Below are 18,792 nucleotides of genomic sequence, written 5' to 3' on the forward strand. Positions count from 1 at the left end.
ATCTGTGTTGGCTGATAAGTTTTCTGCAGAAGTACGAAGTAATATAATGCGGTCTATACGTTCCACAACTAAGCTTGAAGAAATTGTATGCAAAGAGTTATGGCAACGTGGACTAAGATATAGAAGAAACGTGAAGGATTTATTTGGCAAACCTGATATTGCTATCAAAAAGTATAAAGTTGTGATTTTTCTTGATTCGTGTTTTTGGCATAATTGTCCGCTACATGGTCACCTTCCGAAAAGTAACGTTGAATACTGGGAGAAGAAGCTTTATAGAAATGCCAAACGTGATTATACAGTTAATAACTATTACTTTGAAAAAGGTTGGCATGTTTTAAGAATCTGGGAACACCAAGTTAAAGAGGATTTTGAAAAAGTCATAAATGGTATTATTGAGTTCGTTGAAAAAGCTAAGATACAATAAAGGACTTCCAAAGGAAGCCCAACGTTTAACTATTTATCCAAACTTTCTTTCCATTCCCGCATATCCGCTATGATTTCCATAAAATCTTTGTCAAACGGATATTTTTCTGCAAGCTTATCTGAATGTGTTACTTCAATCTTTTCCCACTCTTCGCTCAACTTCTGAAAAGCTGTAATTTGCTTCGTCTAACGATTTTTTAAAATTATCCACCTTAATCCTCCGATTAAGCGTATTGCTCAATAAGTTCTGTTTGTTGTTGGTCTTTTTCTTGAGCATAGTATTGCTTTAAGAAATCGTACATCGGTTTTGCGATTGTTTTTGCTAGAAGGCAAGGCACGGCATTTCCAATTTGTTTATGGATTGCACCAAGACTTCCCTTCCAAATGTAATCGGGCGGAAAAGTTTGAATTAATGCACATTCTACTGCGGAAAGCCTGCGGTGTTCTGATGTTTCTGGAAGAATCCATTCATCTGGTCCGACTTTAATCATGGGTTCACCGCTTGGATGTAGTGGCGCATGTCTTCCGCTTGCTTGAATAGTAAAGCTTACTTCGTCCCAACTACGTTTACGGTTACGGCTTAAATAACGTGAAGAAAACGTACTATCATAAACTTCACCAACTTCACTAGGCTTTAAGTGTCCAATTGCGTCCCTCAATGTCACATACGGTTTTAATTCCAACATGCCACTGCCGTGTGTTGGGTTTGGTAACTCGTATTTAAAAGCAAGATCTTCACGAACACCTATTATCAATACACGTTCACGATCTTGTGGAACACCATAGTCTTTTGCGTTTACCAGATGGTGTGAAACGTTATAACCTTCGTTTTTAAAGTCTTGAATCATTGCTTCGATAATTTGACCGCCCGCCATTGTAAGCAACCCTTTTACGTTTTCAGCAATAAAGAATTTCGGATTAGCTTGACGTAAGCAGCGTACAAATTCCCGATATAAGTAATTGCGCTCGTCTGTGATTAGTCTATTTCCAGCTAATGAGAAGCCTTGGCATGGGTATCCACCAACAACCAAATCTGCCTTTGGAAAAGCTTTAACGTTACGAACATCACCACGTTCCACATACGTTTCTGGGTGATTGGCAACATAAGTTTCACAAGCGTCTTTGTCGATTTCATTTGCCCATATCACGTTAAATCCAGCCATTTTCAATCCAGTATCTAAACCGCCCGCTCCTGCAAATAGAGAAACAACCGAAAAAGGAACGGAATCATCAAAGGTCCGATTTATGTACTCACCGTACCCAATACTTAATAAGTGCATTATTGTTTCAGAAAGCGACCTGTTTTCTTTGTTGGAAAGGTCTTCAATCTTATTCATCAATTCCCTATGTTCTTTTTTAGACAAGGAAATTAACTGTGTAGTTTTCATTAATTTCTCCCCTCGATCTGGTACGTGAAATTTATATATAATGAATGTACCAGAAATATAGAGGCTTGTCTATAATTTTTGATTTTACGGCAACAAATTGTGCCGATAGACATAGAAATGAAATATTTCCCCACGTATATTGATACGTTCCATCTGTGTATCAAAATCTAAATGCGGGTATAATTCGTGAACATTATCAAACTTAGAAATCAATGATATTCCATTAACTGTCCTTAACGGACTTGGGAAAGAATACATTTTACGATGTCGACATACCCCATCCCCATAATCTCCAAAACCTGATTCTTGCTCGTTGTGGTGGGCAAACGCTCTTTGGCGATCATGATTGAAAAAATCACCGTCACAAATGGTGAAGTCTTCAAGGTAACCATAATTGCGTTCTGTCGTATAACGTGCAACTGCGTAGTAACATTCTCCAGAAATGTCACCGTGACGGAATCCACCACAAGGAATTGTTGAATTGAACTGAATTTGACCATTAGCACGAAGAGATTTTAATTCCATACCTACACCGTCAATAATAAGGTCAGGGTGTGCGTTTGCACCTAATTTTTGAATATTATATTCTTCCAATCCGTCTTCAAACCAATCGCTAAAAAGTTCCGCATTTGATTTTAGGTAAATATTCGGTCTACGGTGTCGCACCAGTTTTTGACATTTTTTATCGAAGACCTCAACCGCTATTTTTAGACCTTGCTGTTCACTTGGTGTCATTTGTTCATCACTCCTTTCTAATAGGACATCAGTATCAATTATAGCGCCTTTTCAACATTAATTGGGAACAAATCTAATGTTTAAGTAGGCAAAATGTCATTTCTAATAAAGCTTGAAGTCTAACTTCTATAGTAAACAAAATAAAAGAGAAGTTTTATTAGTTCTGTAAGTATCTTGATTTCCGACTGTGACCAATCATCCGTTCCAACACAAAAAGAGAGCCTAATTAAGAGACTCTTTCAAAGTATTTTAATTGGTGTAGACTTTTAACTTATACAGATCGAATAGCTGTCCCATCCGCTCCATATACAGCTTCTGTAAGTGTAACCTCTTAACGCCTAGGTCATATCCTGCAATGATATCCTCAAGTTCTTGCTGTGTGTAAAAGTATCTAATTAGCTCTTCATCTTCTGCTGCAGCAAACTCAACCTTCATCTCCTTGTATTCCTTTAGCTTCTGCTTATGGTGTTTCTCTGCCTTCTTAATGAAATTCGCTTTACGCTTAATCACATAGTCCACTTCATTTTCGTTGATGAATAGGTCTTTATTAGTCACATATGCTTCTAATACATCCGCACAATATGTTTCGAGGTATCGTTGTACTGCTTTACTTGAAGCCTTCAATATCACAGCGTATTCTTTCCAGTAATACTTTATGCCTAAGACATTTCCAGACTCGTCTTTAACTTCTGCTAATGCCTCTTTCCATTCCCGCTTGAAGTGTATTACTTTTTTAGCATTACGATGTGCAGTTAGGTTGAATTCAACAACATCATGTTTCTTCATAAGATCCCGTCTAGTCTTTTGAATTTTCTTCATTATTTCGGGGTTTATACTGACCTTTCCATCTTTACTATATCCAATCCAGTTCTCATAGAATAAGATGATACCACATTTTTTCATATGCTCTAAGGTCTTAACCAATTGACCGTATATCTCGAGGCAGTAAAGTGTAAACTCATCTAATAGCTTCGTTTGGTCCTCTTCAAGAAGATCATTCTCAATAGCCAAATCAATATGCTTTTGACGTAGAGTACTTCTGTGTCTAGAACGTAATAAGTCACATTCAAGCTCTGTAATTAGTCCGAATTCAACTGCCCATTTACCTAAACTCATACTGGCTTGTTTCGTCATATCGTATTCTAAGTGAGTCGCTACAATTATGTCCATTGGGATTCTATGTTCAACTTGTTCTCTACCGCTTCTTACACGACCGTCTTTCTTCATAACCTTTTCATCACGCTTAGTACATACGTATATGTTACTCCTGCCTTGTTTAACAATATCTACTACATATTCCTGCTCAGCTGTGTTAATAACAGACTGTCTAGTTCTAGAACCTAATTTACCGTTACTTTTGAACTTAGCCTTCTGCTCCTTCGTTCCAAATTTCATTACAAATTCTTCTGTTGTTAATCTGATTTTTTGTTCCACTTTTATTACCTACTTTCAATTAGAGACTGTCAATGACAGCCATTTCTCTCACTCCTTTTATGAATTAGTTAGATCTATTACAAATTAGTGGACTGTTTAAATAGTGTGCAAGTTTTGTCGTAATATATTACTAGGTACACAATTAATATTATGTCAAAATATGCACGCTTTTTATAACCCTTAAACCCTATTCCATACTAGTGTTTAAATGGAGTTAATACTTCTTTCATAGGCTTGAGCTTGGTGGGGTCGACACCTTTAGGTGGCGAAGTGACCGAAGGGAGCGTCCCGCTAACGACCGTAGGGAGGCGGCAGAGTGAGCGAAGCGAATGCCCTTTATTCTGTCAAAATTCATTTTAACCGCTCCTTAAAACAACGCAAAAAAAGGAGTGAATCTACATGTTCCTACCTCGTTAGAAAGCACACTTATCCCTGTCCAATATAGGCATACTAACAGCCTAACCCTATGAATACATCATAGGCATACAGAATATAAGTGTGCCTCCTTAAGAGGCGGTTGCATGTAAATTCAACTCCTTCATATACTTTTTAATTTTCAATTAATAATCATTATTATAATACGATTCATCCTGTAATTGAATAGCTTCGCCATGATTACATTTATTTACCAACAGGAGTGAAAGCTGCAAAAACATTCATATCGAAATTTACATTGATAATACTCATGGTTTGGATGTTTTTATATTGAAAAAGCAGGTAATATCCGTCTCGTATCGGTTTTTTTATACCATGTTGCGTGAATTGAGGTGCTAGTTAACTTGGTATAGCTAGTACCCCTTTTCGATTTAGCTGTTTATTGGCTTAAATCTCTAACTTTATATATACATAAACTCGTATTCTACAAGTTTCCAATCACATCCTAAATCACGAGGATGTCTTAGAATTTTTCCATTACCGTCCTCAAAACATTTAACCCTGCTCTTATATTGAATCAATAACCTTTCGACTTCTCTTTTTCTCGTTACATACTTATCTTTATCCCTAACCCAAGCTACTATTATTGTATCTGAGTCAAAAAAAGACTCCTTTAAATAATCGTTATTTAATGATTCTTGAACCTCATCTCGTTGGTTAAGGAATTTAGGGTCAGTTGCCCTATATGCAAATAAATTTACAATTGTTATTGATCCATAATCATTTTCAACTAAATAGTTAGTAACATTCATTACTGTTCTATCAGTTATTAGCACATCCGCTTTACTGGGATTCAGCATAACAACTGTAGCTTTCGGTTTATTTTCATCCCAAATTCTCGACAATTGATATCTGTATTTTTCGTTATCCGAAAAAATAGCAGTAGACTTTATAGTTTTTTCTATTTCTTTGACCAATAATACCCTCTCCTTTTACCAATGGTAATTATACCAAATAGAGGAAAGTTACGATAGAATCTCGTAACTTTTCACACTAATTTAGTTTCCATACCATACCGTACCGCACCTTCCCCAACCTCACCTTACCGTTCCAAACCACACCTTACCGCACCTAGCCTCACTAGTTCACAACTCATCAGTGATAGGCTGAACTAATTCCTATCATACATAGGGGGGATTAACCCTATGTTTCGTTTTCTACTCATAATCTTCCCAAACCAAATGTCTCCAGCTTGGAGGGATAATTCCATCAGATAAAGCTTTTGCAATCATCCCTCTATGCCTTAAATCTGCTCGTAATACATGACATACACGACATAGCGTTCGCAGGTTACTATCTTCATTAGAACCTAGCTTTCCACTTTTTATATGGTCAATATGACAGATATCTAATTCAATTGTTTTCTTACATCTAACACAACATTTATTATCTCTTAACCATATCCTTTTCCTCGTAACCATCCATACCTCTTTAGGTTGCCGCTTTTTAGGCATTATCCTACCTTCTTGTGACTTTTTTTAAATTTATCATATGGCATGGGTTCAATAGACTTTACTTCAAATCTCCCATAACCTATAGATCGGGCATCTGCTAATCCAATAAGCATTCCTGCATCATTCAAAATAGCTTCAATTTGTTGCGACGCTACTAATGTATTATCCCAAATAATTTCAAATTCGGTTTCCCAGCCCGCAGATAGCGCAACACGATACCGTACATTACGACCCTTGGTAGAAGGATTCCTAACCGAACGAACATCTAAATATACAGGTGCATTTTCATCTTTTGTAATCTTCTCTGGCATAAATCTATTAAAGTAAATATGACTTGACAACACTTGAAGAGTTGCAGAAAGCTTTGGTTGAATAGAACCACGACCATTCTTGGTATATTTAGAAGCTTCCCTCATACATCCAAAAACATAAGAAGGGTTAACATACAGTTGACCATTTTCATTAGCTGTATAAGTACGTTTCCATTCTTCTGGGTCATTACCTGCTACGCCTGTACGCTCCCTTCTTTCTAAGGATAGAGTTTCTGTTGTAAATGAATGAAAAAGCAGCGGTTTTGTCCCTTTAATTCTTACCTTTGCATACATTAAAGCCATATTGCATCCTCCTATTTGGTAATAGATAACAGTATTAATCTCCCACAAATCCCTGCCATTATACCCATTATTTTAAGAGATATTATTTTTTGTTTTTTACTGTAATACTATATTAGTAATACAGTAGAGCAATTCCTATATAGAGCAACGTTTAAGAATCATTATTCTTAAAGATGATCAAATTCTTAGTTTCCATCATTCTAAATCTTTTAAGGGGATATCCTCCTGCGACCCTTGTTTAGGAATATCGTGATATACCAAGGACCAATTGCATTAAATTACTCCTAATCTTAGTTTGTTGATATACGTTGATATACAAGGGCAAGAATAAAAACATACCGACTTTTAATATGGAAAAACAGCTATTGATTATGACATTTAATATAGAGGGCTTTCGACTCACCGCAGCTAATGTCTTACTGACAAGCAGAAAGAAGAGAACAGTCTTATTACTGCTCTCTTCTTTCCCACTCTAAACATCTAATGTATTTAATGGATTATACTTATCATTTTGCTCTCTCAATTCATTTCCCCACATGGCTACATATCGCATTGTTACAGCAATGTTTTTATGTCTCATAAGCTTTTGAATGGCGAAGGCACTCATTCCAGACATAGCAAGGCGATGGCAAAAGGTGTGTCGGAATGTGTGAGCAGATACCCGCATATCTTTAAAATTCATTTTTTTACCTAGATAATTAAAAACTAACATCAAAGAGTTGTCGGTCAATTGAGTGTTATCCCGCTTCACAAAAACATAATCACTTAGATTTCCCCAGTATTGCTTACAGAAAGTCTGATATCCTCCAAGTTCCTTCGCCAATTTATCTGTAATCGGAATCGTTTCTTTCCTTCTGCCTTTCCCAAAAACAGAAATTGATTTATTAATGAAATCCACATCTGACCATTGAAGATTTATGACCTCACCCCGTCTGATTCCAGTACCAAGAATTGTAACAATAATCATGTAATCCCGATAAGCCACATAGCTTTTTTCACGTTGTTTTATCCTTCTGTAGAAGTTCAACATCTGCCGTATTTGATCATCACTGAAGACATCAATCTTTACATCATCTTTTTGCATTTTGACCTTCTTGGCTGGGTTATTCTTAATGACCTCACATTCTACCATGTAATTTAAAAAGGCTCTGATTCTTAATAGCTTTGTGTTAATGGTACTAGGTTTATCGCCCTTCTCTTGGCATTGTAAGAGATATTGTCGAACATGGCTGTAGGTAATGTCTTCAACATTAACTACTTGGTTCTCAATGCAATAATCCACAAACTTCCCTAACAGCATTTCATAATTTTTTATATTCGTCTTGGTTGTATTCTTGAAACGTCTGTCATCCAAAAAATCTTGATAAGCAAATTTTAATAACACAAAAAACCACTCCCTCATTTTTTTAGGAAGTGGTTATTGCTATTGAAAATAATTATTTACATGACAGCTTCACAAAAAGGGGTGAAAATAGCCTTAACTATTTCTCCAACATAAGGCTTAAAACCCTAATTACATCATGCCGCCCATTCCACCCATGCCGCCCATGTCAGGCATACCCATGCCTGAGCCAGCTGGTTCTGGTTTGTCAGCAACAACTGCTTCAGTTGTTAAGAACATAGCTGCTACAGATGCTGCATTTTGTAATGCAGAACGAGTAACTTTAGTTGGGTCAACGATACCAGCTTGAATCATGTTTACCCATTCACCGTTCGCAGCGTTGAAACCAGTACCGATTTCTTCACGCTTTAAGCGGTCAACGATAACAGATCCTTCAAGACCAGCGTTGTGAGCAATTGTGCGTACAGGCTCTTCCATCGCACGTAATACGATGTTGATACCAGTTGCTACATCGCCTTCAGCTTGGATTTCAGCTACTTTGCTGTATACGTTAAGAAGGGCTACACCACCGCCGGATACGATACCTTCTTCAACTGCAGCACGAGTTGAGTTCAAAGCGTCTTCGATTCGAAGCTTACGCTCTTTTAATTCAGTTTCAGTCGCAGCACCAACTTTGATAACTGCTACACCGCCAGCTAATTTAGCTAAGCGCTCTTGTAATTTTTCACGGTCAAATTCAGAAGTAGTTTCTTCTAATTGAACACGAATTTGGTTTACACGAGCTGCGATTTCAGCAGAATCTCCTGCACCTTCAACGATTGTTGTATTTTCTTTTGTCACAACAACTTTAGCAGCACGTCCTAGAGAGCTGATTGTAGTTGTCTTAAGTTCACGGCCAAGCTCCTCAGTGATTACTTCCCCACCAGTTAGAGCAGCGATATCTTCTAGCATTGCTTTACGACGGTCACCAAAGCCTGGAGCTTTAACAGCAACTGCATTGAATGTTCCGCGTAGCTTGTTAACTACTAGAGTAGAAAGTGCTTCACCTTCAACATCTTCAGCAACTAATAATAGTGGCTTGCCTTGTTGAACTACTTGCTCAAGAACAGGAAGAATTTCTTGAATGCTAGCAATTTTCTTGTCAGTGATTAAGATATATGGATTTTCTAAAACAGCTTCCATTTTATCTGTGTTGGTTACCATGTATGCAGAAGTATAACCACGGTCAAATTGCATACCTTCTACTACATCCAATTCAGTTGTGAAGCCTTTAGATTCTTCAATAGTGATTACGCCGTCGTTGCCAACGCGCTCCATTGCTTCTGCAATTAATTGACCAACTTCTTCGTCAGCAGCAGAGATAGAAGCAACTTGTGCGATCGAAGCTTTGTTTTCGATTGGTTTAGAAATTGCTTTTAATTCTTCAACAGCTGCAATAACTGCTTTTTCGATCCCTTTACGGATACCCATTGGGTTAGCACCAGCAGTTACGTTCTTTAAGCCTTCGCGAATCATCGCTTGTGCTAGAACTGTTGCAGTAGTTGTACCGTCACCAGCAACATCGTTAGTTTTGCTTGCTACTTCAGCAACAAGTTTTGCACCCATGTTTTCGAATGCATCTTCTAATTCGATTTCTTTGGCGATAGTTACACCATCATTCGTGATTAGTGGTGAACCGAATTTTTTCTCAAGAACCACGTTGCGTCCTTTAGGTCCAAGAGTAACTTTTACTGCATTTGCTAGAGCATCAACACCACGAAGCATTGCGCGGCGTGCATCTTCACTAAACATAATCTCTTTAGCCATTGTTTAAAAACCTCCTCATAATCTTTTAAGTTCTTTGTATTTTTTTAAGTAAAAATCTTAAGCGCCAACGACAGCAAGAATATCAGATTCGCGTAAGATTAAATATTCTGTTCCTTGGTATTTCACTTCTGTACCGCCGTATTTTGAGAAGATAATACGATCACCTACAGAAACTTCAAGTGCTACACGCTCTCCGCTTTCAAGTACGCGGCCAGTACCAACGGCAACAACTTTTCCTTCTTGAGGCTTTTCTTTCGCTGAATCCGGTAATACGATCCCGCTTGCAGTTTTTTCTTCTGATTCAACAAGCTCAATGATAATACGATCACCTAATGGTCTTAACAAATCAAACAACCTCCTCAAAAATATATGTAATTCTGACTTGTTAGCACTCTCTACGAATGAGTGCTAACACAATTATTATAATAATGAATCTCAAATTTTTTTGCAAGTGTGAAGCATAAATTTTTCTAAAAAAAATAATCCGATTGACAACCTTATAAAGTATGTGAAAAACGTCATTTTCTATACCCATTTTTTTAAAAAGTCTTTCTAAATTGAAACAAAGCCAGTTTTAAGAGTAGAATGAAGAATAGTATATATAAAGGTCAAGCGATTTGAGGCCTTGTCAAAATGGATGATTACAAATTGACGATTCGTCAAAAATATAAAATGGAATCTAAAGGAGACTAGATTATTTGAAACGGGAATATTGGATAATCATTATTGTTTACATCGCGATGCAGTTTTCTAGCCTAGCCGGAATACCCCTATTCTTGTTTGGCTTTAAATACTTTGGGATCAATCAAAGTCTTGCTGTTCCTTCCTGGCTTCTAGCTAGTTTTACGATTGCCTTATTACTCATTATTTTTATATTACGGAAAGAAATGAACAACCGAGGCTTCAGCAAAAATGGCAGTTCTTTCGGTCATTCGGTGGTATGGGCCATTTCAGGAATCTTCCTTGCTTTAGCTGCCCAGTACGCCGCCGCAATCATCGAGAACCTATTAGGAATCAAGATGGGGTCTGAAAACACAAAGGATATTCTGACGATAATTGAAGCTTTTCCCTTAGCGATTATAGTCACGAGCATCATTGGACCAATCTTAGAAGAAATCGTTTTTCGAAAAATTATTTTCGGAGCTCTTCATCAACGATTTAACTTTTTTATTTCTGCTCTTATCAGTTCAGTCATTTTTGCCGCGGCCCATATGGAGTTTCAGCACATTCTGTTATACTCGGCCATGGGCTTTACGTTCGCCTTTCTTTATGTAAAAACAAAATCCATTTTCGTCCCAATATTTGCCCATGTCACAATGAATACCTTGGTGGTCTTGGTTCAGTCGGTATACAAAGACGACATTGAGAGGCTCCAGCGAGAAGCCGAGGCGGTTCAAAACTTTATCGGAGGATTTCTATGAGACGTTCACCTTTGTTTTCCGGATTAATTTACTTTTTGCTTGGCGGGTTGTTTACTTACTTTGCCATTGATAATGTTCAAAAAAATGGATGGGGGTTTTTCAGTTACCTCCTCGTCCTATTAGCAACCTTTGACTATGGCTCAGGCCTAAAAATGATTATCTTTCACGTTAAATACAAAGATAAAATGAAAAAGAAATAAAACAAGGTGTCAGGCACCATGTGAATTTTTCACATGGTGCCTGACACCCATCACATTTCTCCTCTATATCTTAGTCGTCGTTTTTATTGCCGCCTTCGGATCATGTGAGAAATCGTTCCGATACTCCACCACTCCTATTTGGCAGCCAGGTCCAATTTTCACCTTGTTGCCCCGAACAATATCAGCCTTGGTATTTTCAAGGTAGATATCATCCCCTTCAATGACTTTCGCACTTAGGGACCCTGCCTCTTTTCCAAAGGGGAGGAATGAGTTACTTCTTTTTTTGACGGTTATTTTTCCGCCGCCGATTTCCTCAGCTGTGCTTTGCCCAAAACGCAAACTGACCTTAATGGTGTCTGCGCTCAGTAATCCTTTGATCTCAAAGCCGCCGCTAGAGTCGAACGTCTCATACTCCACATCGCCATTCACTGAGATACTCCCTTTAATGTTTGCTTCATCCCCTGTCAGTCTCTCGCCGACTTCCAGCAATCCGAAAATTTTTATCTTTTTTAAAAGAGCATTGCCACCGACCATCATCGTTCCCATGATCAGTGTTTCCTCTGCATCCATATTCCCTTTGATCTCTGCTTCACCAAATACTTTTACCGAGCCTGTTTTGACATTTTCGACGGCTTCACTCGTACCATAGACATGGAAAGTCGAACTTTCCACAGCATTGACAATCGTTCCTTCCCCTCGAATATTGATTTTATCGTAACGGCCGCCAGGATAGCTGCCCGAGCCATTGATAATCAGATTTTCGCTTCTTGTCATTTTCTTATCCCCCTTACACCTTTCTGTTCTCAGTAACAATTGCCTTTTTATCCATCGAAAATTCCTCAGTGTATTCCACTAGACCAATTTGACAATTTGGACCAATCCACACCTGGTTCCCACGAACGACTTTGGCAATCGTATTTTCAAGTTCAATTTTATCCCCTTCAATTAATTCCGTTTCAAGCTGTGGTTTGAAAAAGGCCTTAAGCAAATTACCGACTAAGGATCCCTTCGCCTTTACCGTAATCGTTTGCCCGCCGATTTCTTTTGCTTTACATTCTCCAAACATCTTTATGTCAACCTGGTCTGCATTTAGAAGTCCGCCAATCGTAAACTGCGATTCCGCTTTAAAGATTTCCGCCTCACAATCCTCACTCACCGTAAATGCCCCCTGAATTTTTATTTCCTCACATTTGACCCTGCCGCCAACGGTTGCCTTCCCGGAGACCTTTAATTTTTCAACTGATAGGTTTTTGTCGATCCTTGCTGATCCATCAATCGTTAAGATCTTACTGTCGATACTCCCTCTGACCTTCGCATGTCCGTTTACTTTTGCTTTTTCAGAAATGACGTTTCCATTGAGAATCCCGGAACCATTACAATCCAGTTCCACGCATTCTAAATCATTGTTAACCGTCCCTCTGCCATTTAATGTGACAACGCGGAACTGGCCCCCATTGGATGCACCGAAGCCATTAATAACCAAGTCTCCCCTGCTTTTCGTATCCATCATCATTCTCCTTTATAATAATTTCGCTTTAATTTCTTCCATGCACGTCATCAGCGACAAAGCCGCAACTACCTTTGTTCCGCGTTCAAAATGAAATTCTTCTGCATTAATTAGTAACAGACATGATGACATGCCAAGTTTTCTGGTAATCACCAATTCACAGCTTTTTTGCTTGATTACCCCGGCATGATCCTTTAACACCTGCAAGACCATTCTCCCTTCTTCCAGGTTAATTTCACCCGACTGAAGCAGCTTTTCTAAAATAAACACTTCGAGCATTCGTGTAAAATTAAATTGAAGACTGCCTTTCTCCATTTCAAGGTAAAAATCGACAACTGTCGTCGAAACAATGTTACGTTTCACTAATTCATCTTTTGTGTAATTTAAATTCGCTACATTAGGTGAAAACATGTCAGCTAGTTCATCCAAGGATAAGTTTTCTTTCATCGTTTGGATTTTTTCAATTCTTTCTAAGACCTTTTCCTTTGGAAAAAAAGTTTCTTGACCCGTAAACGTTGATTTACGCACAAACCATTCTTCCGGAATGAGATCCTTTCGTTTCCATCTATATAGCTGTCCATAGGATATTCCGGCTAATTCTAACAGGTCTTTCTTTGAGATTAACTCCTCACTCATCATAAAAACCCCTTTCTAAAAACAAACGTAACATAACACTGTTACATTTGTAAAGCGCAAATGTAAATATTAGGGTGTCCTAATTATTATTTTACAAAAAAAGGCCCCTCACGTTATATCGTGAAAGACCTTCTTGAACCTATTTTCTTCTTTTTCCACCGTTCGATAAGCTTTGCTTAGATGATTTCTACTAGTTTTTTTAAGCTGGAGCTTTTTCGCGCTACTCCCGATTCAATCGCTGCAGCCGAAACAGCTGCTGCCACTCGATCCCCCACACGAGAATCCAAGGCGTTAGGAATGATATACTCCGCACGAAGCTCTTTATCCGATACAAGACTTGAAATGGCGTAAGCTGCTGCAAGTTTCATTTCCTCATTGATGTCGGTTGCCCTTACATCGAGAGCACCACGAAAGATTCCTGGAAAGGCGAGCACATTGTTTACTTGATTAGGATAATCAGAACGTCCTGTTCCGACTACTGCTGCACCTGCCGCAAGCGCTTCTTCCGGATAAATTTCAGGCACTGGATTTGCCATAGCAAAAACAATTGAATCTTTATTCATGGTCCTGACCATATCTCCTGTTAAAGCCTTTGGACCTGAGACGCCAATAAAAATGTCGGTGTTTTTAATCGCGTCTTGAAGGGTTCCATGTACCCTGCCTAGGTTTGTTCTCTCTGCTATTTCTGCTTGCCGGTCGTTCATCCACTCTTCGCCTGGACAAAGAATTCCCTCCAGGCTTACTAACGTAATATTCTTAAAGCCTGCTTTTAATAAAAGCTTGGCAATCGCTATCCCTGCAGAACCAGCACCATTGAGAACAACCTTAACCTTATAGATACTTTTCTTCACAATTCTCAGCGCATTTAAAAGGCCTGCTAGGACAACAATCGCTGTCCCATGCTGGTCATCATGAAAGACGGGAATGGTAAGTTCCTTTTTTAAGCGTTCTTCAATTTCAAAGCATCTTGGGGCGGCAATATCCTCCAAATTGATACCGCCGAACGTTGGCTCTAATGCTTTAATTATATTGACAATCTCATCGACATCTTTTGTACCCAGGCACAGCGGATAGGCATCAATCCCTGCAAATTGTTTAAATAAAACGGCCTTCCCCTCCATAACTGGCATAGCAGCCTCAGGACCAATGTCTCCTAACCCTAGGACAGCTGTTCCATCTGTTACAACGGCTACTAAATTACCCCGCCCTGTATGCTCGAAGGAAGCCTCTCTATCCTTTGCTATGATCTTGCATGGCTCGGCTACACCTGGCGTATAGGCTAAACTTAAATCATCGGCATTGTTCATTTCTACTTTACTGACGATGCTAATCTTACCTGCCAGCTTTTTATGGAGCAGCACTGCCTGCTCTTTTATCTTGCTTTCATTCATTCCAACCTTCTCCTTTTGGTCCTATCTACAAATAATAGTTAATCATGGTGACAAGAATCCAATCTATACAATCAAAAAAGTCGGGCCGTGACAAACAGGCACAGCCCGATTTAGGAATATTAGCTTAATAATTTCAGCAAAAGAATAGCCAAAATAACGGTTGAAGCGCCCCCGATTCTTGTTGAAACTTGGGCAAATGGCATCAATGACATCCGATTGGAAGCGGAAAGAATTGCCACATCACCCGTTCCTCCTAAACCACTATGACAGCCTGTAACAATCGCTGAGTCGACTGGGTACATCTTCATCAGCTTACCTACAAAGTAACCCGTAGTAACCATTGCGACTACGACAGCGGTACAAACAACCACATATCCTGGGGTTACGATTTTGACTACATCCTTAAGCGGAATATACAGCATACCTAAGCCAACCATTAATGGCCATGTTAAACTTGATGATACAAATTTATATAAGTGATAAGCACCTTGTTCCATTTTAGCGGGCATTACTTTTATACTTTTCACAACGGCTGCTGCAATAATCATTAACACTGGTCCAGGAATGCCTAGGAATTTATTCCCCAATCCACCTAAGATAAAGAAACTACACGCAATTAACAGTCCTGCACCCATAAGTGGAAAATCAACCGGCTTATCAATCGTTGCTGCTTCTGTGATTCCATCGCCGCCTTTTGTCTTCACTAATACTCCATTACCAGTAAGATGCTTCTTTTTCTCACCTAAACGTGATAAAATACCTGCACAAATGATAGCGACAATATTTCCAATCACTGCTGCTGGTATTAATTGCCCTACAAATGTTTCTGAAGATTTTCCGAGAACCTCTGCATAGCCTAATGAAAGAGGCAAAATTCCTTCTCCGATCCCACCACCGATAATTGGAACAACAATAAAGAACAATGTGTGTTTCATGTCATATCCAAAAAGCAAACCTACTAGAACGCCTGCAACAACAGATGCTATTGTGCCGACAATAAGCGGTATAAACATGCGTGTGAAGCCTTGAATCAGAACTCTGCGATTCATCCCAAGAATACTTCCTACTACTAAAATAGAAATATAAAGATAAAGGAAATTAGATGTTTTCATCAACTGGGTAACCGCATTCATTCCCGTTGTATTAATCACACTAAAATAGACTAAAATAGACGGAATCAAGAGGGCTAAAATGGCAGGGCCACCGATATCCTTCAAGATCGGAATCTTCATGCCAAGATCCCCAAGTAAAATACCCATGACAATAATAATTGCAAAACCGCCAATCATATCTGCTGGAAGCAATTTATAGACAGCTGAAAAGTAGACAACAGCTGCGATAACGATATAAAGTGGGAGTGGAATAACTCCTACCTTTACACTGCCAAATTTACCTAAAAGCCCTTTCTTTTCTTCTTTTTCCCCTGGAACAACCGTAAGCGGTTGCAACTCTTTTGCTGGTTCCATAAGTGTTCATCCCCCAATCTATTGATGTTTCTATCATATTCTGAATTAAACCGCTTTCATAGTTTATGTAAATTTAATAAGGTTTTTGTAAATAAAAAAAGTAAGCAGTTCTAGGCTGCTTACAAAAAGTTTTTGATAAGATGTTTTTTCAATCGATTAAATTCATGCTGGTAAACGGGTCTTCCCACTGTACCGTAGATTACCTTAACATCTAGGATTCCAATTTCCTTTAAAAAATTTAAATACTTACGGACGGAAACCCGAGAAATTCCGACGACCTTCACGACGTCCTCTGTTGAAAACGGGGCATTTTTTAGCTCCTGAATCGCTTCCCAAATTTGTTTTAGGGTATCTTTTGTTAAACCCTTTGGTAAATCTTCGATAAGAGGCCTATCCTCTCGGTGCAGTAATTGATTGTCCAATACGTCTTGGTTAATCACTTGTTGAGTTTGAATAAACTTTGTTTGTTCTTTATATGCAACTAACGCTCTACTAAAGCGTTCAAATTCAAAAGGCTTAATTAAATAATCAACGGCTCCGTATCTTAAAGCCTTTTTAATCCGCTCCATATCTGATGCTGCTGAAATAACAATCACATCGGTTTCTTTTTCATGTTCACGGAGGTAGGTTAACAGCTCTAATCCTAGTTTCCCTGGCATAAATATATCCAATAAGATAAGATCAATTTCTAGTTTTTCAATTTTCTTAATCGCCTCATCCACGGATGCGGCCATTGCCATCAATGTAAAACCAGTAACTTGCTCAAGATAGCGTTTATTAAATTCAGCCACCATTGGATCATCTTCAACAATCATTACCCGGATCATTCTGGTCCCCCTCCCCATTATATGGTATATACACGGCAAAGACGGTCCCTTTTCCAGGCTTTGATGAAAGAATTAAATCCCCTTCCAACTTTTTAACCGCTTGCGACACAAGGTACAGCCCTAGACCTCTATTTTCACCGTTTGTGGAAAATCCTTTGTTGAAAATTTGGTTTTGTATTTCTTCATTCATCCCTGTTCCTGTATCTTTTACTTCGATAGTTAAAATATCATCACCATAATCAAATTCTACTGTTATTTTTTTGACTGGACAACCGGTCACAGCCACAATGGCATTATCAATTAAATTACCAACAATTGTAATCAATTTGTGTGTGACATCCGAATCTGCAGGTTGTGGCAGCGGTTGTTCACAGGAAACAGATAACTCAGTCCCTGATTCCCTTGCATAACTCAACTTTCCAATTAAAAAGCCAGCTAAAACAGGGTCCTTTATCTTTTTGGTAACCAAGCCAATTTCGTTATTACGATGATCAACCGTTTCATTGATGTATTCGACAACTTTTTCATAATAACCTGTATGGACCATCCCCAAAATCACATGAAGTTTATTCATAAACTCGTGTGCCTGGGCCCGAAGTGCATCGGCGTATGTTCTTACTCCTGTCAGTTCTTCAGCGAGTACCTGTATTTCTGTTTTGTCGCGAAAAGTAGCAATCGCGCCAACTACCTTATTCTCAACGATGACGGGTACTCGGTTGGTTAAAATGGTCATCCCATTTATATTCTGTTCTTCATCCAATTCAGGTTTACCTGTTTTTAATAAATCACTTAAGCGAGTAGATGACATATATTCTTCTATATTTGTCCCCATTGGGTTATCTTGCAGGCCTGCTTTATCAAACAGCTTTAAGGCTGCTCGATTGACAAGTGTTATGTTGGACTCTTGATCCACTGCCACAATTCCCTCACGCACCGATTGAAGCATCGCACTTCGTTCCTCTAATAATTTAGCAATCGCAAACGGCTCAAGCCCAAGTAAGATCTTTTTTATATATCTAGCTAAAATAACAGCCCCGAGAACACCGATTAAGATACCAATCATCGTCCCAATATAAATCCCCATTCTGCTCTTTTTGACGGCCTTTTCCACATTATCTAAAGATATCCCAACAGCCACGGCCCCGATCTGTTTCCCGGTTGCATCCTTAATTGGCGTAAAGAAGCGTAATGAAGGTCCAAGAGATCCCTTTGAAATAGATTGATGCTCTTTTCCTTTCAGGACAGGCCCTTCATCTCCACCCTTGAACGGTTTCCCTATCTCTTTACTATCAGGGTGGGATTTTCGGATCCCGTTCATATCCATCACAACAATAAAGTAAACGTTCGTGACCATTCTCATTTCATTGGCAAACGTTTGGATTTCCTTTTCATTCTGTTTTCTACTCATTGCATTAACAACAAGCGGACTATGAGCAACCATTCGAGCCACATTTCTTGCTTTCTCAGCCTGACCTTTTTCCGTCTCCTTAGCAATTCTCGAACTGATAAGTAAATCTGTTATCAATAGTGAAAAAGTAACCACCATACACACAAAGACAATAATTACCGACTGTAAACTCCATCTTCCCTTTCTCATATTTCCCTCCATCTTTGAGAAGGCGACAGGCACCATTCTGATTTCCACCTGATGACATACTAACCATCCAGGCTAGTAAACACAAAAAGCTGCAAAGCATTCTTAAGAAAATACTT

Annotated in this window: 19 protein-coding genes; 3 read left to right on the forward strand and 16 right to left on the reverse strand. The window is 38.7% G+C overall.

Annotated elements, in window-relative coordinates; genetic code table 11:
* Positions 1-7: 7 nt before the first annotated feature.
* Entirely contained in the window at positions 8-424 is a 417-nt protein-coding gene (locus tag J7E63_RS19970; protein WP_215015540.1) for a very short patch repair endonuclease, read from the forward strand.
* Positions 425-647: 223 nt separating this feature from the next.
* Here the strand turns inward: J7E63_RS19970 and J7E63_RS19975 are convergent, their stop codons facing one another.
* The 9 genes from J7E63_RS19975 to groES all read right to left on the reverse strand — a co-directional run bounded on the left by J7E63_RS19975 (position 648) and on the right by groES (position 9,976).
* Complete coding sequence (locus tag J7E63_RS19975; protein WP_251033632.1) at positions 648-1,811, reverse strand: DNA cytosine methyltransferase; 1,164 nt, start codon at positions 1,809-1,811, stop codon at positions 648-650.
* Positions 1,812-1,895: 84 nt separating this feature from the next.
* Positions 1,896-2,546, reverse strand: a complete 651-nt coding sequence (locus J7E63_RS19980) for a hypothetical protein (protein WP_215015502.1) — start codon at positions 2,544-2,546, stop codon at positions 1,896-1,898.
* Between the two features lie 249 nt (positions 2,547-2,795).
* On the reverse strand, positions 2,796-3,980 hold the full coding sequence (locus tag J7E63_RS19985) for a hypothetical protein (RefSeq protein ID WP_308161982.1): 1,185 nt from the start codon (positions 3,978-3,980) through the stop codon (positions 2,796-2,798).
* 836 nt (positions 3,981-4,816) lie between these two features.
* Positions 4,817-5,332: a DUF1643 domain-containing protein gene (locus J7E63_RS19990; protein ID WP_215015503.1), complete on the reverse strand. Its 516-nt coding sequence runs from the start codon at positions 5,330-5,332 to the stop codon at positions 4,817-4,819.
* Between the two features lie 240 nt (positions 5,333-5,572).
* Positions 5,573-5,869, reverse strand: a complete 297-nt coding sequence (locus J7E63_RS19995; RefSeq protein WP_215015504.1) for an HNH endonuclease — start codon at positions 5,867-5,869, stop codon at positions 5,573-5,575.
* On the reverse strand, positions 5,869-6,483 hold the full coding sequence (locus tag J7E63_RS20000; RefSeq protein WP_215015505.1) for a hypothetical protein: 615 nt from the start codon (positions 6,481-6,483) through the stop codon (positions 5,869-5,871). Before J7E63_RS20000 ends, J7E63_RS19995 begins: the two co-directional genes overlap by 1 nt.
* A gap of 472 nt (positions 6,484-6,955) precedes the next feature.
* A complete protein-coding gene (locus J7E63_RS20005) occupies positions 6,956-7,867 on the reverse strand; it encodes a tyrosine-type recombinase/integrase (RefSeq protein WP_215015507.1) in 912 nt (303 codons plus the stop codon).
* 129 nt (positions 7,868-7,996) lie between these two features.
* Complete coding sequence (gene groL, locus J7E63_RS20010) at positions 7,997-9,631, reverse strand: chaperonin GroEL (protein WP_088085080.1); 1,635 nt, start codon at positions 9,629-9,631, stop codon at positions 7,997-7,999.
* Between the two features lie 57 nt (positions 9,632-9,688).
* Positions 9,689-9,976, reverse strand: a complete 288-nt coding sequence (gene groES, locus J7E63_RS20015; RefSeq protein ID WP_026565252.1) for a co-chaperone GroES — start codon at positions 9,974-9,976, stop codon at positions 9,689-9,691.
* 353 nt (positions 9,977-10,329) lie between these two features.
* On the opposite strand from groES, the gene J7E63_RS20020 reads away from it, so the two are divergent.
* On the forward strand, positions 10,330-11,052 hold the full coding sequence (locus J7E63_RS20020; protein WP_215015508.1) for a CPBP family intramembrane glutamic endopeptidase: 723 nt from the start codon (positions 10,330-10,332) through the stop codon (positions 11,050-11,052).
* A complete protein-coding gene (locus J7E63_RS20025; protein WP_215015510.1) occupies positions 11,049-11,252 on the forward strand; it encodes a YdiK family protein in 204 nt (67 codons plus the stop codon). The genes J7E63_RS20020 and J7E63_RS20025 overlap by 4 nt, the downstream gene beginning before the upstream one ends.
* A gap of 63 nt (positions 11,253-11,315) precedes the next feature.
* Here J7E63_RS20025 and J7E63_RS20030 read toward each other — a convergent pair whose 3' ends face one another.
* The 7 genes from J7E63_RS20030 to dcuS all read right to left on the reverse strand — a co-directional run bounded on the left by J7E63_RS20030 (position 11,316) and on the right by dcuS (position 18,676).
* Positions 11,316-12,026: a cytoplasmic protein gene (locus J7E63_RS20030; protein ID WP_215015512.1), complete on the reverse strand. Its 711-nt coding sequence runs from the start codon at positions 12,024-12,026 to the stop codon at positions 11,316-11,318.
* 13 nt (positions 12,027-12,039) lie between these two features.
* Positions 12,040-12,765 (reverse strand): polymer-forming cytoskeletal protein, encoded by a 726-nt coding sequence (locus J7E63_RS20035; RefSeq protein WP_251033634.1) that lies wholly within the window; start codon positions 12,763-12,765, stop codon positions 12,040-12,042.
* A gap of 6 nt (positions 12,766-12,771) precedes the next feature.
* A complete protein-coding gene (locus tag J7E63_RS20040; RefSeq protein WP_215015514.1) occupies positions 12,772-13,395 on the reverse strand; it encodes a YhbD family protein in 624 nt (207 codons plus the stop codon).
* Positions 13,396-13,571: 176 nt separating this feature from the next.
* Positions 13,572-14,786, reverse strand: coding sequence for an NAD(P)-dependent malic enzyme (locus J7E63_RS20045; protein WP_215015516.1), 1,215 nt, complete (start codon positions 14,784-14,786; stop codon positions 13,572-13,574).
* 119 nt (positions 14,787-14,905) lie between these two features.
* The gene (locus J7E63_RS20050) at positions 14,906-16,252 is read right to left on the reverse strand and encodes a 2-hydroxycarboxylate transporter family protein (protein WP_215015518.1); all 1,347 of its coding nucleotides are present in this window, start codon (positions 16,250-16,252) and stop codon (positions 14,906-14,908) included.
* Between the two features lie 119 nt (positions 16,253-16,371).
* Positions 16,372-17,079: a response regulator gene (locus J7E63_RS20055; RefSeq protein WP_215015520.1), complete on the reverse strand. Its 708-nt coding sequence runs from the start codon at positions 17,077-17,079 to the stop codon at positions 16,372-16,374.
* Positions 17,057-18,676: a DcuS/MalK family sensor histidine kinase gene (gene dcuS / locus J7E63_RS20060; RefSeq protein WP_215015522.1), complete on the reverse strand. Its 1,620-nt coding sequence runs from the start codon at positions 18,674-18,676 to the stop codon at positions 17,057-17,059. Before dcuS ends, J7E63_RS20055 begins: the two co-directional genes overlap by 23 nt.
* Positions 18,677-18,792 lie beyond the last annotated feature (116 nt).

This window comes from Bacillus sp. ISL-75 (assembly GCF_018613095.1).